A 23,213-nucleotide genomic window follows, 5' to 3' on the forward strand; every position below is an offset into this window, starting at 1 on the left:
TTCTGTTATAGTGCGCGCACTAAGATTGTAAATACTATGTCATTATCTGTTGGAATCGTCGGCCTACCAAACGTAGGTAAATCAACTTTGTTTAATGCGCTCACCAAAAAGGAGGTGCTGATGGCAAATTACCCCTTTGCCACCATCGACCCATCTGTGGGTGTTGTTGCAGTGCCTGACGCTCGCTTAGAGACACTTTCAAAGATTTCCGGCTCAACCGACATTATTCCCGCGGTAGTGGAATTCGTGGATATTGCTGGTCTGGTGAAGGGAGCATCGGCCGGTGAAGGACTCGGCAATAAATTCCTCGCCAACATCCGCGAGACCGACATGATTGCAGAAGTTGTACGCATTTTTGAAGATAGCGAAATTCATCACGTATCGGGAGGCGTTGATCCGATGGGAGATATTGAAACCATCAACCTTGAACTCATCATGGCCGATGCTGAGACAGTTGCTAAACGCTTAGGTAACGTCGAACGCGATGCTAAGCGTGGCGACAAGGAAGCAGTCGCCGAGAAGGCTATTCTCGAGCGACTCTTGCCACACCTCGAAGCTGGGCACCTTGCCAACATGCTCGGCATGAACGATGATGAACTCAAGCTTGTAAAGGGCTTGCATCTTCTTACTATGAAGCAGTTTTTGTATGTCTGCAACAAAAAGCAAGGTTCGTTCAATCTGGACGAACATAACGACGAACGCTGGGAGGAGCTCCTTCGCTTCTTTGAAGACACAGGTTCTGAGTACGTAATCGTAGATGCGGGTATGGAGCACGAGCTCAAAGACCTTGGCGAGGATGAAAAAACAGAGTTTCGTCGTGAATATGGTGCACAAGATAGTGGGGTAGAGGCACTCATTAGAGCCGCTTATCATCGCCTCGGTCTCATGAGCTATTTTACGACTGGCGAAAAAGAGACCCGGGCTTGGACGGTACCGATCGGGTCAACTGGTCCAGAAGCAGGGGCTGCGATCCATACTGATTTTAAAGACAAATACATTCGTGCACAGGTAGTCGCTTTTAAAGACTTGGTTGAAACCGGCTCAAAAGCTGCCGCGAGAGAACAAGGCAAGCTCCGTACTGAAGGGAAGGAATATGTAGTACAAGACGGAGACGTGATTGAATTCATGATTTAGGGAAAGACCTGCACAGCAGGTCTTTTTTGTTTGTTGAGTCTGTACTATGCTGCGTACTATGTATATTCGCATTCGGGTAAAAGCTGGCTCTCGCAAAGAGCAGGTACAGAAAGTAAGTGATACTGAGTATTATATGGCTGTAAAAGAACCAGCGGAACGAAACTTGGCAAATAAGCGAGTGAGAGAATTGCTGGCGGGCGCCGAAGGCGCCCGCCTTGAAGACGTTCGTATCATCACCGGCCACCATTCGCCAACTAAAGTATTTGACGTCACAAAATAGTTGCCATATTTTTAATTTTATGTGAATCTCATAAAGGATTGACCTTTTGGAGAAAAACATGTTCAGGAGACGCGCGAGTTCAGTATTTGTTCTGATCTTTCAGCCACTGCACCAGACCACGTCACTTCTGCAGTATGCTCAGCACGGAAAAACACTTCCACTTGCTGCTCTCAATTCTCGACCAGCCAAGCAGAAGATGCTTCCTCCGGCAAAGTTTGCCAGGATCCACAATAAATGCGGATTCCGACGTCGTGGCACAAGAGGAAAGTAGGCCTACGTGCAACAAAAACCGCCCTGTTGGGCGGTTTTTTAACTAAGCTCAGTAGGTGGATTCATGCGCTGTACCGGGCTCACAATACTAGGATCCCACTTAGCATCAATTTCTCCGTTTTTTTCCTCGTATTCTTTCACCTGATGCTCTAGGTATTGCTGTAAACGCTTAGCATGCTCTGGCGTAAAACTGTAAATAGACGCTTGGCTACCTGATGTAAGTGCCATCACAAAGTACTCCGGTGTAAATGCGACAGTTACGCTTTCACAAAATAATTTTGGAGCTTTTTTTAAATCTTCTTGTTTCATGGCATCAGTATACTGCGCTTTACCCAAGAACACGAATTAACAATTAGACCCTTGACGTTTTGTATAATAGTTGTATTCTTTTGAAAGTTTTTCGTTCATTTTGTGGGGAGAACACCATGGAACACACTGAAGTACTCGCACGAAACCCAGCTTGGCTGCTGGAACAGTACTTGAAAGACACCGGAGTCGTTCTCAAATGTGCGGATGGCTTCGGGACATACTTTTATCTCAACGGCCGTTTTGCGCTGGTGACAGAAACCATCATCTACACCGGCCCGCAGGGTAGTGCTCGCCATTACGGCGCAATGGCCGCAGGTATAGACAATCTGAAGGCAGCGGCGGAATTCTTACGAGACCCGGCAACCTTGCCCCCAACCCTAGTCAACCTGATTGACCTGCTGTTGGCGAAAGTGTCGTGTAAAGGTGAAATTATTCAAACAGCACTCAACAATGGCGGACTGATGCGAATCACGGCAGAACAAACAGGACGAGCAATCGTTCTGGAAGCTGGGAATAACGGTCTTGCTGTTGGTCATGAGCCGGGTCGACGACCGTTCAACATGCCGTTCGCCGACGCAGCAGACTGGCTCTCTGACACACCCTAAGGCTCAACGGCTGATCACTTCTGGTCAGCCGTTTTCTTATGTCTACAACGGCGCTATACTGCACAGCATATGCAATCAGACGAAGCTTGGTTCCAAGCCGCCGTAGTATGTGCACAATCTGCACAGTGCAGCCGCGCAAAATGTGGCGCTATCATAGTGAAAGACAGCAAAATTATTGGTCAAGGCTATAATGCACCTCCACAAGACCAATCCTGCAATGCCATGTGTCACAAAAACCAGCGCAACTCACCAAAACCAAAGTCAGATCGTACCTGCTGCATGCACGCTGAATGGCGTGCCATTCTAGACGCTTTACAGCAAGGACATGATGTTACTGGAACCACACTATACTTTGCTCGTGCTACCGACGAAGGAGAACTACTCTTTTCTGGACAACCGTACTGCACGGTATGCAGCCGTCTAGCACTTGATGTTGGCATTGCTTATTTTGGACTTTGGCACGAGAGCGGTCCTAAGCTGTATGACACAAAAACATACAATAAATTATCGTACAAGTACCACGATCAAAAGACTATGTAGGGTATACTATTTTCATGACAACCACACCCTTTCGCTCCAGACCACGTGGCTGGCGTACGCTGCATACTCACAACGCCTACGCCGAAGCAATTGAATCAGGCGAGTACAATAATCCTTCTTTTTGCCACATATGTGAGGCGCCATCGGTAATTGAATTTGAACACTGGAGAATTATTCAAAATAAATTTCCTTATGATGAAATTGCTCGACGTCACGACATGATTGTTCCAAAAGTACACAAGAAGGAAGAAGACCTCACAGCAATTGAGCTGCAGGAGTTGCGGGAACTTAAAATCGGACACATCAATGACACGTACCAAATGTTGATGGAATCAGTCCCGAAAAATAAGTCTCTTCCGCAACACTTCCATCTACACCTCTTACAAATAAAAACACCAAATCAACCTTTGCAACCTGAGTAAAACAGGCATAGTATTAGGATATATGGAAAATCATACCGCTAAACAATTTGTGCTACAGCTTGGCTCGCTCGCAAGCCTATATCTGTCACTGAGCTTTTTATTGGTCTTAATTTTTGGTGTTATTAATCTTATATTCCCAGACGCCGTTGATAGTGTATGGCAGATAGAAAGCGCCAGCCAAATGGTACGTCTAGGTATTTCGATGACAATCGTCTTTTTCCCTACATACGTTATTTTGACGAGGATCGTAAATACGGCGCGGCGCCGCGACCGTGAACACAGCTATCTCGGCCTTACTCGCTGGCTCATCTACCTTTCATTACTCATTGGCGGCGCCGCGCTCTTGATTGACCTTGTTACGGTCATCAACACTTTCCTCAATGGTGAAATTACCGCACGCTTTATTTACAAGGCATTAGCTGTTCTAGTCGTGGTAGGAGCAGCCTTTTACTACTACACACTTGACGCGAAAGGACACTGGATGACTAACGAGAAGCAATCAATTACTTTTGGAACAATTGCTGCGGTTGCAGTAGCACTAGCAGTGATTCTTGGCTTTATTAACATCAAAACACCGACCGATGTTCGTGAGCAAAAGCTCGATCAAACGCAAATCACTGACTTGCAAAATACACAATCGAGAATTCAAGATCATCTCTATAAAACTGGTGCCTTGCCAGAAACCATTTCAGAGCTTTACAGTGGTGTAGAAGCGCCAAGCGCACCAGAAGGCCGACCCGCGTACACATACGAACAAACTGATTATGGTTTTACTCTTTGCGCCACTTTTGCCAATCCATCAGAAAGAGATGACTACTATTATGCGACCCCATACGGAATAAACACTGCTGGCGGACCAGTGATTGCAAATCCTGACAACTGGGAACACGGAGCAGGCGAGTGGTGCTTTGAACGAAAAGTGACTGGTGGTACACTGTAGGCATGTCAGAAGAAAAAACGGAGAAAATCGAGGACATGAACGTCATGGCAGCACCCGAAAAATTAATTCCAAAACTCGTCACAAACATTAATTTTAGGAAAACCAACGAAGGCGGGATTGTCATGAGCCTTTTTACGCAACCTCCTGAAGAGAAGGCGCCGGCTGTCTTGCTCGAAACTGTCTATCTTGAGAGAAGCCACGCGCGCAGAGTTATTGAAGTATTAACTAAAGTGGAAGCTGAAAATGAATAATCTCCTCATTCCATTCAACAACCCAACCTCACACTCTACCTACCTCACCGCAGAGGTGGTAACTCACTGTACGGACACATATACTGAGTTTGATTTCACAACAAGAGCCATCATCGACAAACACCCCATCGACATTCTTAATGATTTCTACGCCGACACTACCAACATCATTGAACGTAGTCTCATTGAATCAAAAAATAAGTATCCTGAGCTGGTAGCCTAACAAACATTTGGTATGGATCCTGAATTGAAGAAAATGGTAGAACGACTCATTTCCCAAACCGAACGCTGGAAAGACGAGATTGTTACGCTAACAACACAATACAACTCAGCTATTGAGAAGGTGCACGATATTCAAAAGGAACTCGCGGAAAAGCGAGACGAACTTAACAAAAAGAAAAACTCTTGGTGGTACCAGCTTCTTATTAACTACAAACCAATTATTAGCTTTGCATTTGGTGTTTTTATTGTAGCGCTTGCAGTAATTGCTGTAGATAAATACACGAGCCGTAACATTTCACTATTTCATGGCGATTCAGGTGTTTCCATTTCAAACACAGCCAGCAGCACCAAGCTTGAGTCCTAACGCTTAAAAGGGAGCAGTGTTAAAGTTTTCCTTCAAGTTAGACTCGGATGATTCACTGCTCCTTGGGTACAGCAAAAAGTCGCTGCCTCAACAGCGAGAAAAGCTTGCTGCAGAATTTCTCGCGGCGTGTGATATTGAGTTTTATCCTGATGAAGGGCGCGGCGAAGAGGACTACCACCTCGTTCTTCGAGATGGCGGAACAGTGGCCAAGCTCAAAGTCAAAGCCTGATCAAGGTAACCTCTCAGCATAGCTGCGAGGTTTTTCATTCTTTGACTATTGCAAAAATAATGGCAAAATGACCATTATATTACTTGGGTAAATAGGGAACGTTATGAATAAACGATTTAATCACAAAACTATCGAGAAAAAGTGGCAAGACACCTGGAAGGAGAGTGGTATCTATAAAACCACCGATAACAGCACAAAACCTAAAACGTACGTGCTGGATATGTTCCCGTACCCGTCAGGCGAAGGCTTGCATGTCGGACACCCTAAGGGCTATATCGCGACCGACATCTACTCACGCTTCAAGCGCATGACTGGCCACGAAGTACTCCACCCGATGGGTTGGGATGCCTTTGGCTTGCCGGCAGAAAACTTCGCTATCAAGCACAAAGTGCACCCAAGCGCTGCAGTAGCGAAAAATGTGGCACGCTTTAAAGAACAACTTGAAGTGCTCGGCTTTGACTATGACTGGTCACGCGAAATCAACACCACCGACCCAAACTACTACAAGTGGACACAGTGGATTTTTATCCAACTTTACAAGAAAGGCTTGGCCTACGAGAGCAATGAACCTATCAACTGGTGCCCAGGCTGCCAGACTGGCTTAGCAAATGAAGACTTAAATGCCGACGGCACCTGTGAACGCTGTGATAGCGTCGTCGAAAAGAAGCCAATGCGTCAATGGGTGCTTAAAATTCGTGAGTACGCCGACCGCATGCTCGCAGACCTCGACACCCTCAATTGGCCAGAACATATCAAAGAGGCACAGCGCAATTGGATTGGCAAAAGCGAAGGAGCCGAGATTGATTTTACACTTTCAACTGGAGACACAGTGACTGTTTTCACGACACGTCCTGATACACTTTTTGGCGCTACGTACATGGTACTTGCACCAGAACACGAGCTGGTTTTTAAGCATCACGAGACTATCAGCAACTGGAATGAGGTAGCAGCGTATGTAAAAGAAGCTGCAAACAAAAAAGAAATGGACCGCCTCGACGACACTAAGGAGAAGACCGGAGTGAAGCTTGAAGGTATTACTGCAACCAATCCAGCAACCGGTGAGGAGATTCCAGTCTATATTGCAGATTACGTACTTGCTTCGTACGGCACCGGCGCCATTATGGCTGTACCAGCTCATGATGAACGTGACTTCGCGTTTGCGAAGAAGTTTGGGATTGAAGTTAGGCCAGTAGTCGGAAAAATTTTCAATCAATTTAAGAACGTTGAAGTGCATCGTCGTGGCGTATATGGGCTTATCACAAATGAGAATGGCGAGTATTTACTTCAGTATTTTAGAAACAAAAACTTTTATTGGTTGCCTGGCGGAGGTGTTGAAGGTGACGAGTCTGAAGAAGACTGCCTAAAGCGAGAAATGGCTGAAGAAAGCGGTTTTGCATCATTTTCTACAGCCAAGAAAGTTGCAACTGTATTCTACGATCACAATTCACGCAAAGATGGTAAGAGCGCTCGAAATAAAACGACCGTCTATCGTGCAACTGTTTCTACATCAGAGCAGGGCCATGTCTCACTTACTGATGATGAAATTGCGGACGGCTTAGAATTAGTTTGGGTCGCTCCAGAGAAGCTAAATAAAACACTTGATGCTGGAGAAGCTTCACGTTCAGAGTTACTGAAGTATCTCATTAAATTTGATAGTGCCACTGCAAAACCAGAATGTGGCGCACTTCTTAACTCCGGCGAATTTGACGGCATGACCTCAGAGGAAGCGAAAGTCGCTATTACTGAAAAAGTTGGTGGGCGACTTACTTCAACCTATAAAATTAAAGATTGGGTCTTTAGTCGTCAGCGCTACTGGGGCGAGCCAATTCCAATTGTGCACTGTGATACCTGTGGAGCGGTGCCAGTGCCAGAAGAGCAGCTACCGGTGACGTTGCCGGACGTGGAGCAGTATGAGCCGGCCGGCGACGGCCAGAGTCCGCTTGCGAATATTTCGGATTGGGTGAACACCACATGTCCAGCGTGTGGCGGAGCCGGCCGGCGCGAGACCAACACCATGCCACAATGGGCAGGTTCTTCATGGTACTACCTCCGCTACATGGATCCACAAAATAACGACGCATTAGTTTCGAAAGAAAACGAACAATACTGGGCACCAGTCGATGTCTACGTAGGCGGTGATCACGCAGTGCGTCATCTTATTTATGCGCGCTTCTGGCACAAATTCCTCTACGACATCGATGTTGTTTCTACCATCGAACCATTCCAGCGACTTGAGTTTCTTGGCTTCATCTTGGCGGAAGACGGCCGCAAGATGAGTAAACGTTGGGGAAATGTAATCAACCCGGATGACGTAGTAGCTATTGTGGGTGCGGACACCCTCCGTATCTATGAAATGTTCATGGGACCTTTTGAAAACACCATCGCCTGGAGCCAGGACGGCCTCGCGGGCGCAAGACGCTTCCTAGAGCGCCTCAATGGCCTTAGCGAGCACATTGGTGATGAACCTAAGGAAACTACTTCATTACTTCACAAAACTATTAAAAAAGTGACTGAGGACATTGAAGGCTTTAAGTTCAACACTGCTATCAGCGCCATGATGATTTTCCTCAATCAGGCTGAGAAAACAGGCATCAGCAAAGAAAGTTACGAGACGTTCCTCAAGCTCCTCGCGCCATTCGCACCACACATTACCGAAGAACTGTGGCACGAAGCAGGGAAGAGTGACAGCGTACACACCGGCATATTCCCAGTATTTGACGCATCGCTTGCGAAAGACGATGTGGTTGTAATCGGCGTACAGTTTAACGGCAAGTCGCGCGGACAAATCGAAATCGCTCCCGACGCCACCGAAGCCGATGCTCTCGAGACCCTCAAAAGAGACGAATCACTCGCCAAGCGAATTGACGGAAAAGAGATAAAAAAAGTCATTTACGTACCAGGCAGAATCCTTAATATTATCGTTCAAGAATAGTGTATACTGAAAGTGTTGACCAAAACTTCTGGTTATGTTATAAATTTGGCCACGCATTGAAGATTGAACAACAAACAACCTTCGAATTATTATGATTTCATTTAAACCGAAACAAATTAGTAAGACCTTGCTAGAGGTTCTTCCTGAACGTGCCCGTGACGTGCTTGAAAAGCGCTACGGCCTTGGTAAAGACGGTGAAACTTTCACTCTTGAAGCCATTGGTCAGTCGTACGGGATTACTCGTGAGCGTGTACGCCAAATTGAGAACTACGGCATTCAGTCAATCCAGAAGTCCGATGCTTATAAGAAGCATTATGAGCTGTTTATTGAACTCCAAAAGCTCATCGATCAGCTCGGCGGCGGTCTCATTGCCGAACACGTGCTTCTTGATGAACTCTCAAGCGACCCAGCCACTCGCAATCATCTGTACTTCCTTTTGGTGGTAGGCGATCCATTCTACAAGAGTAAGGAAAATCCACAGTACGCCCATCGTTGGTTTACTGAGCGGAAAATTGCTGACAACGTAGAGAAGGCACTGCAAGCAGTCTATAAGAGCCTCAACCGTGACGAGCTCGTGAGCGAACACGAAATTGTTAACCGCTTTCGCACAGAACTAGCAGAAATCGCTGCCGACCACAATGAAGAAGTGCTTAAACGCTGGCTCTCAATCTCAAAGCAGATTGGCCGCAATCCACTTGGCGACTGGGGTCCAGCGGATAGCCCAAATATTCGCGTAAAAGGAATCCGAGACTACGCGTACCTTGCGGTAAAGCGCCATGGCTCACCGATGCATTTCCGTGAAGTTGCAGAAGCAATTCAAGAACTCTTCGGCCACAAGGCCCATATTGCCACCACTCACAACGAACTCATCAAAGATGCGCGTTTCGTACTCGTAGGTCGCGGTCTTTACGCACTTACTGAATGGGGGTACACAGCAGGCGTTGTTAAAGACGTACTCCGTGAGATTCTCGAGGCAGAAGGCCCTCTCTCGCGAGAAGAAATCATCGACAAAGTGCGCAAGGAGCGATACGTGAAAGACAACACTATCCTCGTCAATCTTCAAGACACAAACCTCTTTAAGAAGCTCGCTAACGGCACATACACACTCGCTGAGTAGCACACAAGAAAAGCAGCTGGCTGGGAAAATCCCAGCCAGCTGCTTTTCTTTGGTGGTACAATATACACATCTATGGGCTCAGCGTTCCGTACAATCATTGGCGCCATCATGGTACCGCTATTTTTCTTCGTTGCACTTGGCTTTATGTTTTTCTTCATGTCGAAGATGAACATCAACATCCAACCAATGATTTCTATGCTCATTGCGTTTTCACCAATCTGGCTTCCACTAGCTCTTTTCTACATCACCTTTGAAATGTGGATGTGGTCAGTCGGAGAAAAGTTTAAGTTTGAAAACGGCCGTACCACTTTGCGCATCAGACCGCCACAAGAAGTTTTAAAATCTCCAGAAGCTATGGAGAGTATTCTTAATCAGATTTTCTCACCAAACGGTCCTGACAACCTCATGCAAACCTACCTCGACGGAAAACGTCCACTCACCTCAAGTCTAGAGATTGTTTCAATCGGCGGTGAAGTGCGTTTTTACATGAATGTACCCACTAAGAAGATCAAAAATGCACTGGAAACTCAACTATACGCCCAATATCCTGGCATTGAAGTAGTTGAAGAGCCGATTGATTACACTGCTGAGGTGGTCTGGAACCAAAAGCAGTGGGATATGATGGCCTTCCACATCTGCAAAAAAACTATGGCACGAGATGACGATGTTTTGCCGATTAAAACCTACATCGATTACAAGCTGGACCTGCAGCCGAAAGAGGAGCTGAAGTTTGAGCCAATGTCACCGCTTATTGAACACCTTGGCAACGTCAAGCCACACGAACGGATTTGGATTCAAATTCTCATGACACCACACGTCAAAAAGAGTTTTAAAACTGGATCGTTAAGTAAGTCGGGCACCTGGGAAGCTGCTGCAAAGAAAAAAATTGACAATATGCTTGGCAGAGATAAAGGAGCGATGGAAGAAACCGAAAATCGACCAGCTCTAACCTACGGTGAGCGAGAAACAATCTCTGCTATCGAACGCAATGTCAGTAAGTACGGGTACAACACTGCTATTAGAGCTCTCTACATTACCCAAGCAGGAAAATTTGACGGCGATATGATTGGCCCGATGCTTCGTAGCTTTGCACAGTATGACATGATTGGTCGCGCCAGCGTTGGCCCAATGTGGCGCACTGATTTTGACTATAATTTCTTTCAGGACTTCACTGGTTCGCGCAAAATCGCTCTTAAACAACGCGAGCTTGAGCTCTATAAACACCGCTCGTACTATGACGGTGACCAAAAAAATCACATCGATCGAGAGCGTGTCATGTCAACTGAAGAAATCGCAACCATGTACCATATTCCTGGCACATCCATCGTTACTCCAGGTCTTTCACGTGTAGAAAACGCACGTCGTGAAGCTCCTTCAAATTTGCCAATCGGCACGTACAGTCTGTAGAATTCTATGAACAACATTCCTGAAGCAGAGCAATTTACGCCACACAGCATAACCAAAGAGACACTACCTAGACGAAATACTATCAGGAAACTGATGCGACTTGGTATGTATTTCGTGTTTTTTGCTTTTCTTTTGGCACTTTTTGCCGCACATGAAGCAGCAACTCTCAACCAGCCAGACGAGTTATTCCCGCTCAATCAACCAATTACCATTTCGGAAGGAATGTCAGTGAAAGATATTGCAACGATTCTTGAGAGCGAAAATATTATTCGTTCAAGCTCACTACTGTATTACGTTATCGTTTTTTTTCATGACCCAACCGCCATCAAAGCCAGTACCTATATCTTCGAAGAACCTCTCAAGACAACAGAAATTGCGAAGCGCTTGACTGAAGGGGATTTTGACACTGACCTTATTCGCTTCACACATTTCGAAGGAGAGCGTGCAACAAAAATAGCAAAGAATGCAGCGAAGCTCCTGCCTGACTTTAACGAGGCGAGCTTTATTGAAATTGCTGAACCCTACGAAGGCAGACTCTATCCAGACACGTACCTAATTCCCGCAACGTACACTGATACTGACTTATTTGCCTTACTACAAAACACCTTCGACGAACGAGTTTTACCGATCATCACAGAAGCCAGCAGCACGTTCTCCACTGACGACATTCTAACTCTCGCGTCGATCATTGAACGCGAAGCCAATACTCCCGAGTCTATGCGCTTAGTTTCTAGCGTGCTGCAAAACCGTCTGGAGATTGGCATGGCCCTACAGGCTGATGCTTCAATTGAATACATTCTAGACAAACCACTCGCGGAGCTGACTCCGGAAGACCTAGACATAGATAGTCCGTACAATACGTATCTATACCCGGGACTACCTCCGACTCCGATAGGCAACCCCGGACTTGATGCAATCATGGCAGTGCTTGAACCAGCAAAGAGCGACTACTTTTATTACATCACTGACGAAGAAGGTGAGTTCCATTACGCGAGAACCTACCAAGAACACCTGCAAAATATTGAGGCGTACTTACGCTAAGCTGTTTGATGTGATAGCGTACAGAATATGAAGAAAATGAAGACAGTGTTTGTTGGACTTTCGGGCGGCGTGGACTCATCCGTGGCTGCTTTGCGATTGCAACGAGCTGGATACAATGTGGTCGGGGTGTTTATCAAGGTTTGGCATCCCGACTTTATGGTTTGCAACTGGGAGCAAGAACGGCTCGACGCCATGCGAGTGGCGGCACACCTGAATATTCCGTTTCTCACCTGCGATGCTGAAGCGGCCTATCGCGATGAAGTAGCTCAGTACTTCATCGAATCATACAAAGCTGGGCGGACGCCAAATCCCGATGTAATGTGTAATCAGCACGTGAAGTTCGGCGCCTTTTTGCGCTTTGCGCAGCAAAAAGGCGCCGACTTCATCGCCACCGGACACTACGCCAGACGCACAGATGGTGCGAAGGGACCAGAGATGCATCGTGGGGTTGACACAAATAAGGACCAAACGTATTTTCTCTGGACTCTTACACAAGAACAGCTTGAAATGACATTGTTTCCAGTCGGCGACACACCCAAGAAACAAATTCGCCAGGAGGCGACAATAGCAGGCCTTCCGGTTGCCGAAAAAAAAGACAGTCAGGGTATCTGCTTCCTTGGACATGTAGATATTCCTGAGTTCCTCTCACACTATGTCAACTTAGTGCCTGGAGATGTTTTGAACGAAAACGGAGAGATGATTGGCACCCATCAAGGCGCGCTTGTATATACACTCGGACAGCGCCACGGCTTTACCATCACCACCCATAACACTGAGCGTCAGGCGATGTTCGTAACCGCAAAAGATATAGATGCAAATACCGTCACGGTGAGTAGTACTCAACCAGAAACCACAGCAGACACCGCCATGACACTCGAAAACCCAATACTACGCACAACCGTGAGTGTAGGCGATACCGTTGAAGCACAGTTTAGATATCGTCAGACACCATGTACCGTCACTGTCGTAGAAGTTTCAGTCAATAAAATCATCATTGTTCCAGTGTCGCCAACCGCCAAACCAGCAGTTGGGCAATCCTGTGTACTGTACCTAGGGTCACACTGCATCGGAGGTGGTATGATTGCGTAAACAGCGTACAAGCGCACCGCGCTATACGCGGATGTTTATTTTTGTTTTTTCATGCCAACCCTTATCACAAAAGCTGACGGCACTTCTGAATATTTTAAAGTTGAGAAACTGCGACGATCCCTGAGACGGGCTGGCGCTGACCCTAAAGAGATACACGAAATCATCAGTGAAGTAGACAAAACCATCTACGAAGGCATTCGAACACAGGAAATCTACCGCTTTGCCTTTGACCTACTCCGCACAAGCAGACCACCTGCAGCAGCCCGTTATTCACTACGTCGCGCATTATTTAACCTTGGGCCAACTGGCTTTCCGTTTGAGCGTTTTTTGGCTCGTCTGTTTGCGCAGCAGGGTTACAAAACTGAAACAGGTATTACTATACGAGGCAAGTGTGCACCACACGAAATTGATGTAGCAGCGTACAAAAGTAACCACAGCTTTGTAGCAGAAGCTAAATTTCATTCTCGGCCTGGGGTAAAATCTGATTTGCAAGTTGCAATGTACTCATACGCACGCTTGCTGGACCTGCGCGGACAACAAGTCTGCACCGAAGACATTTGCAGCATTCAAGAGTTTTGGCTCATTACTAACACAAAATTTACCACAACGGCTCAAGAGTACGGCGAATGTGTTGGACTCAACATGCTAAGTTGGGACTATCCAAAGCACGACAACCTGCACGATCGAATTCAACGCGCAGGTCTTTATCCAATCACTGTTCTGCAAGGCCTATCAGCCTCACAGGCCGAAACTCTTATAGCGAAAGACATTATTGTTTGTCGAGACTTGCTTGACAATGAACAAATGCTACGTCACCTCCGTATCTCAAAACGTAAACATGAGTCATTAATACATGAAGCTCGCTTGCTTTGTGGTGAAAAATAACGATAAAACTGCACGAATCTGTCAATGTTTTGCCACATCATGCCTGTGCTATACTCACGGCATTACTTAGTCAGCAAATCATTTTTTCTATATGGCAGCAGAAGAACAGCAAGACGGACAGAAGACCCTCGTGGCCTTTATTGTCGGACTTCTTATCGGCGGAATGTTAGTGTGGGCATTTTCTGGCCCAAGCGCGGCAGCTCCAACCACTGATAACGAGATCGTAACAACGGAGGAAGCGAGCGACGCTAGTGATGAAACAGCGCACTCAACCGAAACCGAAGCAGAAATAGCCATACCAACACTCGTGGTTGGAGAAGGTTCTGTTGAAGTGAAGGATCAAGCAGCAAGCGCAACCATAGCGCTTGAAAGTGCCGTGTATCCAGTAAGTGAAGGCTGGATCGGTGTACGTGAGTACAACGGTGATCAGCTTGGCTATATTCTTGGTGTTGTGCGCTTCAGCGAATCACAAGGACTCGTGCCAGACGAAATTGTATTACAACGTGCAACCACTGCTGGCAACCGCTACGCAATTGTGATCTTTACGGAAGACGGAGATTTTGACTTCAATCTCTCAGGTGACGTGCAAATCGACCAAATTTTCGACACCTTTGTTGCTCAATAAGCTTGCATAGCAGGCACGAAAAAACTGGCCCTTAAAGGGCCAGTTTTTTCGTGCCTCCCCTAAATGGTATACTGCATCCATGGCTGAATACGTAAAAAAATACAACCCAAACCGACATGCCGACTGGAACTACGGCGGAGCAAAATGGAAGCTCTCTCGCTCCAAAATTGACTTTTTCTTTGAGTGTCCGCGTTGCTTTTATCTTGATAATGTTCTTGGCACAAAGCGTCCAGGCTTTCCATCTTTTAACCTTAACATCGCCGTAGACGAACTCTTTAAAAAAGAATTCGATGTACACCGTGCCGCCAAAACCAAGCATCCTATTTTTGAGAAATACAATCTCGACGCACTACCATTTGAGCACAAGAGCATGGACGAGTGGCGCGATCCGTTTGTTGGCATCATGCACACACACGAGCCAACTGGCCTCATAGTAAGTGGAGGAGTCGACGATATTTGGGTTACGTCAGAAGGCAAGCTTATTATTGCTGACTACAAATCAACCTCCAAAGAAGGAAAGATTGAAAAACTGGGCGACTCACCTTGGGAACAGCAGTACACTCGCCAGCTTGGCGTCTACCGTTGGCTCCTAGAGCAGAATGGTTTTGAGGTAGAGAAAACTGGCTACCTGGTGTACGCCAACGCCAGCAAAGACGAACCTGGCTTTGACGACAAACTTGTATTTGATACCACGCTCGTACCAGTGACAACTGACATCTCATGGATTGAGCCAGCCCTAATGGATATCAAGGCCTGCTTGGACCGTAAGGACTTACCGCCAACCGGCCCGAGCTGCGAATTCTGCCCCTACCGTGAAGCTTCTGGGAAGAAACTCCAAGCGATTCATTTCGCAAATAAAAAGTAATTGACACCAGATATTTATGTTGTAGAATACACAAAAGTTCTTAGGAGAGTCAGATGGAAGCAACCGAAATTGAAACGGTTAAGTTTGCCTATATTGGCCTACTCTGGTTAAGTCTTTGGATACTCTATGCGCCCAACTGGGGAATGTACATTCTTGCAGTACCGCTTGGAGTTTGGGCTGGCGCAGGATATCCGGACATACTTACACTTAATGAGATAAGGCCTTCTTTCACGCAAATTTTAAGCATTGAGACATGGCCTCTTATTGTGATTATAGCAAAGCTGTTTGCATGCATCACTGCCAGCTTCATAATCCTACTGGCAACTCTCATATTTCTAATCAAATTATGGAAGCTGCTCTCAAAAGCAGTACTTAAAAGCACCGGTTGAAACACCGGTGTTTTCGTTTATCATATACACATGAAATCCTTCACCGAATCAGTACGCGAAGTGGTAAAAAGCATCCCGACCGGAAAGACTATGACCTACGCTGAGGTTGCCAAGGCAGCAGGGAATGAGAAAGCCGCCCGGGCAGTGGCCAACATCATGGCGGCCAATTATGACCCCGAGATACCATGCCACCGCGTCATTCGCTCTGACGGTGCACTGGGTGGATACAACAGAGGTGGAGAAGAGGCAAAGCGCCGCTTGTTAGCAAGCGAAGGTGTTGTATTATAGCTATATGGATCAAGGCTACGAACGTGACCGCATCAAAGCACAAATGGAGCAACTGCAGCGTGAGCACGAACAGTTGAATTTTACTATCTCACGAGAAAAAAATAGCGAGCTTTACGAAGTGGAGAAGTTAAAGCGTGAGTTTAAAAGAAAAATTGAAACAGCCGAAAATAGGCAACGGGAAATACAGCTTGAAATTGCGAACAAGAAGATAGAACTAACCAGAATTGAAAACAGACTGCGAGAAGCTGCGGCTCCAAATCAAATCTCCAAAGTCGCAGAAGATCGAGCCCGCAGACGAAGATTTTAGCAACCACTTGTATGTACACCTACAAAGTCGAACAAGCCATCAAAGCTGCCGCAATCTTACACCAAGACCAACTTCGAAAGGGGCCCGCACAGCTACCTTATGTTACTCATCTCGTAGCAACCATGCTTATCCTGCGTGACTACACCAGCGACGAAACCACTCTAGTCGCCGCCCTTCTTCACGACACACTCGAAGACACCGACTACACATATGACGAGCTTGTTGATGATTTCGGAGAAGAGGTGGCAAAAATTGTAAAAGTGGTAACTGAGCCAAGAGGGCCAGAGTATAAGCACCTCTCTTGGATAGAGATTAAAAAACAATATGCAAATCAACTCAAGCAAGGTCCTCTTGAAGCAGTCATGATTGCCGCTGCTGACAAATCACACAACTTCCGTACTATGGTCGAAGACTACTATGAAAATCACGATTTATTCCTTCGTGAGTTTGGCACTGATCTAGACGGTCGTCTTGAAGCATATCAGACTATCGCAAACGCCATCAACAGCCGACTGTCTGATGGTATAGTACACGAGTTCAATCACACGTTTAAAGAGTTTAAAGAATTCATTTTCAATGTCAAAGAAAGCATCGAGTAAGAAATTTACCTATACACCAACCAATGAACTTCCACCCCTTAGTACCATCAAGACCGAGTGGGATTTGGCTAGTCATTACTACCAAAGCGAAGATGACCCACAAATTGAAAAAGACGCAAAAGCGTACGAAAAAGCCGTAAGGGCCTTTGTTAAAAAGTACCAAACCAGCGACTTTACGAGCAATGAAGAAAAACTCTTCGCTGCACTCAAAGACAGCGACAAGCTCGAAGAACTAGCAACTGGCAGCAAAATTGTGCGCTACTTCTCATTTAGAGGAGTATTAGACGTGAACGACAATGCTGCGAACCGAAAACTTGCCCAGTTTGGTGAACGATTCAGAAAACTTGGTAACGAAATGCTGTTCTTTCCACTGCAAATTGGAAAAATTGACATTGCGACGCAAAAGAAATACTTACAAAGCGAACTTTTAAGTCCATATCGCTACCTCTTAAAGCAAAACTTTGAGGATGCAAAGCATCATCTTAGCGAAGCCGAGGAGCGAATTTTGAGCTTACGATCAAACACGTCGAGCGGAATGTGGGCGGATGCGGTTGAAAAAATTATCAGCAACCGCTCGGTAACTTTCAAAAAGGAAACTATTCCTGTGCCAGAAGCACTTGAACGCATGGACGCACTTTCTTGGAATGATAAGAACACGCTTTGGAATCTCATTCTGCTAGAAATGAAGCAAATCAGTGAAGTTGCAGAACATGAACTAACTGCCATTGTTACGCACAGCAAAGTCAGCGATGAACTACGAAAGTACAAAAAACCATATTCTGCTACGGTGCAAGGATATGAAAACAATGAAAAAGCGGTTGAGGCACTCGTTGATGCTATTTCTACTAAAGGCTTTGCCCTCAGTAAGAAATTTTACAAACTAAAGGCCAAGCTTCATAAGCTTTCTTCTATTCCTTACGCCAATAAGTACGATCCTATTGGTGATTTGAGTCATCCAGATTTTGAAACTGCGGTACGCGCATGTCGCGACACATTTTACGGACTAGATGAAGAATTCGGAAAAATTTTCGATCGCATGCTCGAGAATGGTCACATTGACGCGTTTCCTAAGAAGGGGAAGCGGGGCGGTGCCTTTATGTCGGCAACAATCGGCTTACCAACCTACGTCATGCTCAATCACACCACAGACTTCAAGTCTTTGGAGACTATGGCGCATGAAGTCGGCCATGCTATTCATGCAGAATTTAGCAAAGTGCAGCCTGCTATATACGAAGAATTTTCAACTACAACTGCCGAAACTGCCAGCACACTCTTTGAGCAATTGACCATGCGTAAATTGCTTGACGTGTTACCCGACGAACAAAAAGTGATCTTCTTGCACAACAAAATCTCTCGTGACATTGCTACCGTGCAGCGACAAATTGCATTTTTCAATTTTGAACTTGAGATGCATGAACACATTCGAGCACATGGCCTAGCCACAAAAGAAGAGCTGGCAGCAATGATGAAAAAGCATCTAGAATCGTATCTCGGAGAGGGTGTAACCGTCACCGAAGATGATGGGTACTCTTACGTGTACATTCCACATATTCGTTACGGCTTTTACGTGTACACCTACTCATACGGACACCTTGTTAGTAACCTAATGATTAAAAAAGTGACAGCTGATCCAGCCTATCTCGGCAAAATTAAAAAATTCCTGCACGCCGGTGGAAGCGACACCGTCGAAAACATCTTTAAGTCAATTGGTATCAACACTAATAAAGTTGAAACATTTCTAGAGAGTCTTAAAACCCAAGAAGAGGAAATTAAGGAGCTAGAGAAGCTTACTAAAAAACTCACATAACAATCTTCACTTCATCGTGATAGACCCAACAAACGGCTTCCGCAACTTCAATTTCTTCGCGGGAGCCGTTTTCTAATTGGCAAACCACTACGCCCGGCACAAGACTCGTAAAATACTCAGCGTGACCACGCTTTACTTCAGCTATTCCGGTAATGGTGGGTAGCGTCACTGCCACAACGTCTTTGACGAACGATTCTTTCAGCGGACTGACGACACGACAAATCATGCTTTTTTACGCTTAGGAAGCGCGCCAATCATATAGACATCCTCTAGCGACCAATCATCGCATTCTCCCTGTAAAATGCGCTCACAGCCATCAAGCGCTTCCTCAAGCGAGACGGACACACCCGGCTCACCACTGAAATGTTCAGTAACATGGAGTGGTTGGGTCATAAAGCGCTGAAGACGCTCAGCGCGCTTTGCTGCCAATTGATCTGCCTTAGGCAGTTCATCAATACCAAGAATAGCGATGATATGCGACAGCTCTTCGTACTTCTGGTAGAGGGTGCGAATATCGCTAGCAATCTCGTAATGCCGGTCACCGACAATGTCTCGGTCGAGTGCATGTGCACTCGACCGAAGTACGTCAATTGCGGGATAAATTCCTTTGGCGGCAATATCACGCGAGAGCACAATCGACGTATCGAGATGGGCAAAAATCGCAGCCACAGCTGGATCGGTAATGTCGTCAGCTGGTACATAGACAGTCTGCAAGGACGTAATGTGCCGGCGACCGTTACCGCGGATACGTTCTTGGAGGGCTGAGATTTCTTGTTCAAGGGTTGCCTGATAGCCAAGCTCAGATGGAATATGTCCAAGCATAGAACCAACTTCCATCCCGGCCATAGCGTGACGGAAGATATTATCAATAAACAAAAAGACATCTTTGTCGAGTACGTCGCGAATGTACTCAGAAGCAGTCACGGCTGCCAAGCCAGTACGCGAACGCACACCAGGTCCTTTATCCATTTCACCAAAATAGAGGGAGGTCTTATGTAAAATGTCGAGTTCAGCAAGAATGGTAAGCAGATCGTTACCTTCACGGATGCGCTCGCCGATACCAGCAAATACTGCCGCGCTTGAATCGGCGAGCGCACTATTGTGAATCAGCTCAGTCATCAAAATCGTCTTACCAACACCCGCGCCGCCAAAAAGCCCCACACGATCATTGGATCGAAACGGCGTCAGCACATCAATAATCTTGATACCGGTTTCAAGCACGGTGGTTTTGGCATGCGCCTGTTGCGCATTCCAGGTAAGTGGCGAGCCGTGCAGTGGTCGACTATCATGCAGCACCACCTCAGTACCATCAATCGGTTCGCCAAAAATGTTAAAGGCATGACCAAGCATCGCATCACCAACGGCGGTTTGTAGCACCTCATCTGTAAGCACCACCGCTTCACCACGCTTCACGTAGGAGAGGCGAGAGAGGGCGATAGCACGCACGCTCGTTGCACTCGACTGCTCAATCACCTCAAGCAAAGTTCCTTGCCCAGCAGTTTTAAGGAGCGCGTGAACGGGCGGCAATGCGCCAGCACACGTGATATCTACCACGCCGCCTTTGATTGCTGTAACTATACCTAGTATCTCGCTCATAGTGATGAAATGGCTGAAAAACGTTCAAGCTGCTTCGCCGTATCTTCATGTCGACGCCATCTTCTGTATTGTCGCATAGTATCGGCGATGATGGTTTCGGTTTTTGCACCCGCATGCTCGAGTCCTACGGTACGAGCTGAAAACTCTGCCAAGGCAGTTTCTTGCAAAAACTGATGAAGTCGCGCAAGCAGATACTTCTTTAAGAGTGACTGTTTGTAATCCTCAACCACCCCTTCAATGATGGGGAATCCAGTTAGTGGTTCATTTGTAGGTAAAACCGACTCATCGACCGCAAGTGGCAGCAAATCAGCAATGACGGGATGATAGACGGTGAGTGACTGCGGCTTAGGGTAGAGGAATTTCACTGCAGCGTAAGTACCAGACTGCACCTTATTAGAAAGTCTGTCAGCCAACGCCATGACTTCAGCATCTGTCGGGAAGCGGTCTGCAAACATGTAATGAGTTACACCGTCAGCTGCTGGCCAGAGCGCCTGCGCTTTCGCGCCAATTACAAGCATGTCATGAGTCTCGAGTGCTGCTTCAAAATAATGATCATAGAGCCGATGCCAGAGGTCGCCCACCAAACCACGGTCACCAGAAAGCACAACCAAAAGTGTCCGCGGTTTATCTTTCGCACACCGAGCGGATGCTGTTTTAAATGACGCTGATGTAAAACCTTCAAGCCGCACCATCAGTCTGGCAATCACTTCAGTGTACGAAGCTAATTTTATGCTTTGATCCTCAAGCGCATGCAGTTTTCCGGCTGCGATTTTCTCTAAGACCTGCACCGTCTCCAGCACGTCCTCAAAGCCCGCTAGCTGCTTTTTATGGTCTGTGAAGGATTTCATACTACTGCTTCGTTAGTTATAAAATCATGTTTAAAATCCTCGATGATTTCTTTCACCCGAACTTTTGTCTTCTCGTCAAAAGTGCCAGTGGCAATTTTCTTAAGCAGAGCACGATGGCGACTTCTAAAGAGTTCGAGTAGATAATTCATAAAGTGACTCCAAGTATTTTCACTAAAGTCATCAAAGAAACCATGTTCGACCGCATAGAAAAGCACAGCCTGCTCAGCAAATGTAACGCAAGTGTGTTTATCTTGCTTCAGTAAATCTAACAGGAGATTACCGCGGTGAATTTCATTTTTAACCGACTCACTTACCGTAGTTTCAAGCTGCGAAAGTTTCTGCAGCTCCTTGTGTTGCGCGAGTGCTAACCGAATACCGCTAAGCACTTCTTTAAGGACCGGCGGCTGCACCTGCGAACCAACACGCGACACTGACAAGCCGACATTAACCGCTGGCAAAAAATTCTTCTGAAACAGACCACGCTCAAGGTACACCTGACCGTCAGTAATCGAAATAATATTTGTCGGGATATAGGCAGTCACATCGCCTTCAAGGGTCTCGATAATCGGCAGGGCAGTGAGTGAGCCGCCACTTTGATCATCAGATAATTGTGCGGCGCGCTCCAAGAGCGTGGCATGAAGCGCAAAAACATCACCCGGATAGGCTTCACGTCCCGGCACACGACCAAGAATAAGTGAGATATCGCGGTACACTTTGGCATGACGAGACAAATCATCGTACACCACAAGTGCATCGCGCCCAGAATTACGAAAATGCTCAGCGACCGTACAGCCCACAAACGGCACAATGTACTGTGCGAAGTACGAATCATTAGTCGTAGCCGCCACCACAGTGGAGTAGAGGAGAGCATTGTTTTCCTCGAGGTCGTTCACGAGCTCATCAAGCTTCTGTGTACGCTGACCACACGATACATAAATACAATACACCGGCTCAGCCTCATGTTTTTGATTAAGCACAATATCGGTAGCAATGGTGCTTTTCCCAAGCTTACGATCACCGATGATTAGCTCACGCTGACCTCTCCCGAGCGGTAAAGTAGCATCAATTACCTTAATACCAGTCATGAGCGGGCGCGTAATTGGCTTACGATGAATAATTGGCGGCGCCTCCAAAAAGACAGAGGTCTCGACGCCATCGGGGACCGGCGCAAAGCCATCAAGCGGCTCTGAAAGCGCGTTTACCACGCGGCCAATATACGCATCTGATACCGACACTGAAAATTGCTTACCCGTGCGATAGACCGGCTGGGTGGTGTCAAAATGAGCGTCGATAAATAACGCTTCTACATACTCGTCCGTAAAACCAATTACTAATGCTGCCGGCTGATGATTTGTGTCTTCTAACAACTCATGAATAAACACTTCTGCCAGACCAGAGAGTTTCGCTACACCAGCATAAAACGTGACAATCTGCCCCGTATTCTTTTTTGTGTGCCTAACGTGACTCATGATGCGCATGCACTTCAGCAAGTCGCTGGTTAATTTGAGCAATTACCGCTTCCTTTTCGGCGGCTGATTCCTGCTGCGCCTGCATACGAATATCTTCTGCAACTGCTTCAGCCTCAGCAATAATTTCTTTCGCTTGGTTGCGACTTTTAGTCATGTACTGCTTTTCTTTCTCAGCAAGTTTGGCAGCTTTGTCTGCAAGCTCAGCTTCGACAACCGCAGCCTTTTCTAGCGATGCTTCATCTGCTTCAATCCGCTTGATGAGCGGGCGATAGACAAACTTGGTAAGCACAAATAGCAACAATACAAAATTAATCAGCTGTGCAATCAGCAATCCAATATCAATACCTAAATTCCCGAGAAAGTGCATACAAAACTAATCGGAC

The 23,213-nt window shown here is 46.5% G+C and carries 29 protein-coding genes; 23 read left to right on the top strand and 6 right to left on the bottom strand.

Features of this window, described 5'->3' with window-relative positions; all coding sequences use genetic code 11:
* The first annotated feature begins 36 nt into the window (after positions 1-36).
* Entirely contained in the window at positions 37-1,134 is a 1,098-nt protein-coding gene (gene ychF, locus H6780_04345; GenBank protein ID USN88687.1) for a redox-regulated ATPase YchF, read from the top strand.
* A gap of 58 nt (positions 1,135-1,192) precedes the next feature.
* Positions 1,193-1,414, top strand: a complete 222-nt coding sequence (locus H6780_04350) for a DUF167 domain-containing protein (protein USN88688.1) — start codon at positions 1,193-1,195, stop codon at positions 1,412-1,414.
* A gap of 309 nt (positions 1,415-1,723) precedes the next feature.
* On the opposite strand, the gene H6780_04355 is transcribed toward H6780_04350, so the two are convergent.
* On the bottom strand, positions 1,724-1,993 hold the full coding sequence (locus tag H6780_04355) for a hypothetical protein (protein ID USN88689.1): 270 nt from the start codon (positions 1,991-1,993) through the stop codon (positions 1,724-1,726).
* Between the two features lie 116 nt (positions 1,994-2,109).
* Between H6780_04355 and H6780_04360 the strand changes: the two genes are divergently transcribed.
* The 21 genes from H6780_04360 to H6780_04460 all read left to right on the top strand — a co-directional run bounded on the left by H6780_04360 (position 2,110) and on the right by H6780_04460 (position 18,917).
* Entirely contained in the window at positions 2,110-2,598 is a 489-nt protein-coding gene (locus H6780_04360; protein USN88690.1) for a hypothetical protein, read from the top strand.
* Positions 2,599-2,667: 69 nt separating this feature from the next.
* Complete coding sequence (locus H6780_04365) at positions 2,668-3,138, top strand: hypothetical protein (protein USN88691.1); 471 nt, start codon at positions 2,668-2,670, stop codon at positions 3,136-3,138.
* A 14-nt stretch (positions 3,139-3,152) separates the two neighbouring features.
* Positions 3,153-3,560 carry a hypothetical protein gene (locus tag H6780_04370; protein ID USN88692.1) on the top strand — a complete coding sequence of 136 codons (408 nt, stop codon included), beginning with the start codon at positions 3,153-3,155 and terminating at the stop codon, positions 3,558-3,560.
* 22 nt (positions 3,561-3,582) lie between these two features.
* On the top strand, positions 3,583-4,500 hold the full coding sequence (locus tag H6780_04375; protein ID USN88693.1) for a hypothetical protein: 918 nt from the start codon (positions 3,583-3,585) through the stop codon (positions 4,498-4,500).
* A 2-nt stretch (positions 4,501-4,502) separates the two neighbouring features.
* Positions 4,503-4,751 carry a hypothetical protein gene (locus tag H6780_04380; GenBank protein USN88694.1) on the top strand — a complete coding sequence of 83 codons (249 nt, stop codon included), beginning with the start codon at positions 4,503-4,505 and terminating at the stop codon, positions 4,749-4,751.
* On the top strand, positions 4,744-4,974 hold the full coding sequence (locus tag H6780_04385; protein ID USN88695.1) for a hypothetical protein: 231 nt from the start codon (positions 4,744-4,746) through the stop codon (positions 4,972-4,974). The genes H6780_04380 and H6780_04385 overlap by 8 nt, the downstream gene beginning before the upstream one ends.
* A 12-nt stretch (positions 4,975-4,986) precedes the next feature.
* Entirely contained in the window at positions 4,987-5,337 is a 351-nt protein-coding gene (locus H6780_04390) for a hypothetical protein (GenBank protein ID USN88696.1), read from the top strand.
* 16 nt (positions 5,338-5,353) lie between these two features.
* Positions 5,354-5,566 (top strand): hypothetical protein, encoded by a 213-nt coding sequence (locus H6780_04395; protein USN88697.1) that lies wholly within the window; start codon positions 5,354-5,356, stop codon positions 5,564-5,566.
* Positions 5,567-5,669: 103 nt separating this feature from the next.
* Positions 5,670-8,498: a leucine--tRNA ligase gene (locus H6780_04400; GenBank protein USN88698.1), complete on the top strand. Its 2,829-nt coding sequence runs from the start codon at positions 5,670-5,672 to the stop codon at positions 8,496-8,498.
* A gap of 91 nt (positions 8,499-8,589) precedes the next feature.
* Complete coding sequence (locus H6780_04405; GenBank protein ID USN88699.1) at positions 8,590-9,615, top strand: hypothetical protein; 1,026 nt, start codon at positions 8,590-8,592, stop codon at positions 9,613-9,615.
* A 72-nt stretch (positions 9,616-9,687) separates the two neighbouring features.
* Positions 9,688-11,022 carry a hypothetical protein gene (locus H6780_04410; protein USN88700.1) on the top strand — a complete coding sequence of 445 codons (1,335 nt, stop codon included), beginning with the start codon at positions 9,688-9,690 and terminating at the stop codon, positions 11,020-11,022.
* Positions 11,023-11,028: 6 nt separating this feature from the next.
* A complete protein-coding gene (gene mltG, locus H6780_04415; GenBank protein ID USN88701.1) occupies positions 11,029-12,063 on the top strand; it encodes an endolytic transglycosylase MltG in 1,035 nt (344 codons plus the stop codon).
* A 27-nt stretch (positions 12,064-12,090) separates the two neighbouring features.
* Positions 12,091-13,152 (top strand): tRNA 2-thiouridine(34) synthase MnmA, encoded by a 1,062-nt coding sequence (mnmA, locus tag H6780_04420; GenBank protein USN88702.1) that lies wholly within the window; start codon positions 12,091-12,093, stop codon positions 13,150-13,152.
* A 51-nt stretch (positions 13,153-13,203) separates the two neighbouring features.
* Entirely contained in the window at positions 13,204-14,037 is an 834-nt protein-coding gene (locus H6780_04425; protein ID USN88703.1) for an ATPase, read from the top strand.
* A 91-nt stretch (positions 14,038-14,128) separates the two neighbouring features.
* Positions 14,129-14,662: a hypothetical protein gene (locus H6780_04430; protein ID USN88704.1), complete on the top strand. Its 534-nt coding sequence runs from the start codon at positions 14,129-14,131 to the stop codon at positions 14,660-14,662.
* Between the two features lie 79 nt (positions 14,663-14,741).
* A complete protein-coding gene (locus H6780_04435) occupies positions 14,742-15,527 on the top strand; it encodes a PD-(D/E)XK nuclease family protein (protein ID USN88705.1) in 786 nt (261 codons plus the stop codon).
* Between the two features lie 53 nt (positions 15,528-15,580).
* A complete protein-coding gene (locus H6780_04440) occupies positions 15,581-15,916 on the top strand; it encodes a hypothetical protein (protein USN88706.1) in 336 nt (111 codons plus the stop codon).
* A 30-nt stretch (positions 15,917-15,946) separates the two neighbouring features.
* Positions 15,947-16,204 (top strand): MGMT family protein, encoded by a 258-nt coding sequence (locus H6780_04445; protein ID USN88707.1) that lies wholly within the window; start codon positions 15,947-15,949, stop codon positions 16,202-16,204.
* A gap of 4 nt (positions 16,205-16,208) precedes the next feature.
* The gene (locus H6780_04450) at positions 16,209-16,511 is read left to right on the top strand and encodes a hypothetical protein (GenBank protein USN88708.1); all 303 of its coding nucleotides are present in this window, start codon (positions 16,209-16,211) and stop codon (positions 16,509-16,511) included.
* Between the two features lie 11 nt (positions 16,512-16,522).
* A complete protein-coding gene (locus H6780_04455) occupies positions 16,523-17,110 on the top strand; it encodes a bifunctional (p)ppGpp synthetase/guanosine-3',5'-bis(diphosphate) 3'-pyrophosphohydrolase (GenBank protein ID USN88709.1) in 588 nt (195 codons plus the stop codon).
* Positions 17,088-18,917: a hypothetical protein gene (locus H6780_04460; GenBank protein USN88710.1), complete on the top strand. Its 1,830-nt coding sequence runs from the start codon at positions 17,088-17,090 to the stop codon at positions 18,915-18,917. The genes H6780_04455 and H6780_04460 overlap by 23 nt, the downstream gene beginning before the upstream one ends.
* Here the strand turns inward: H6780_04460 and H6780_04465 are convergent.
* The 5 genes from H6780_04465 to H6780_04485 are packed head-to-tail and all read right to left on the bottom strand — an operon-like array spanning position 18,910 to position 23,197.
* Positions 18,910-19,143 carry a hypothetical protein gene (locus tag H6780_04465; GenBank protein USN88711.1) on the bottom strand — a complete coding sequence of 78 codons (234 nt, stop codon included), beginning with the start codon at positions 19,141-19,143 and terminating at the stop codon, positions 18,910-18,912. The genes H6780_04460 and H6780_04465 overlap by 8 nt on opposite strands.
* Entirely contained in the window at positions 19,140-20,513 is a 1,374-nt protein-coding gene (locus H6780_04470) for a F0F1 ATP synthase subunit beta (protein USN88712.1), read from the bottom strand. The genes H6780_04465 and H6780_04470 overlap by 4 nt, the downstream gene beginning before the upstream one ends.
* Positions 20,510-21,361, bottom strand: a complete 852-nt coding sequence (locus tag H6780_04475; GenBank protein ID USN88713.1) for a F0F1 ATP synthase subunit gamma — start codon at positions 21,359-21,361, stop codon at positions 20,510-20,512. The genes H6780_04470 and H6780_04475 overlap by 4 nt, the downstream gene beginning before the upstream one ends.
* Complete coding sequence (locus tag H6780_04480) at positions 21,358-22,830, bottom strand: F0F1 ATP synthase subunit alpha (protein USN88714.1); 1,473 nt, start codon at positions 22,828-22,830, stop codon at positions 21,358-21,360. Before H6780_04480 ends, H6780_04475 begins: the two co-directional genes overlap by 4 nt.
* Positions 22,817-23,197 (bottom strand): hypothetical protein, encoded by a 381-nt coding sequence (locus H6780_04485; GenBank protein USN88715.1) that lies wholly within the window; start codon positions 23,195-23,197, stop codon positions 22,817-22,819. The genes H6780_04480 and H6780_04485 overlap by 14 nt, the downstream gene beginning before the upstream one ends.
* Positions 23,198-23,213: the final 16 nt, after the last annotated feature.

Source organism: Candidatus Nomurabacteria bacterium, from assembly GCA_023898565.1.
Classification (GTDB): Bacteria; Patescibacteriota; Minisyncoccia; order Phycocordibacterales; family UBA918; genus OLB19.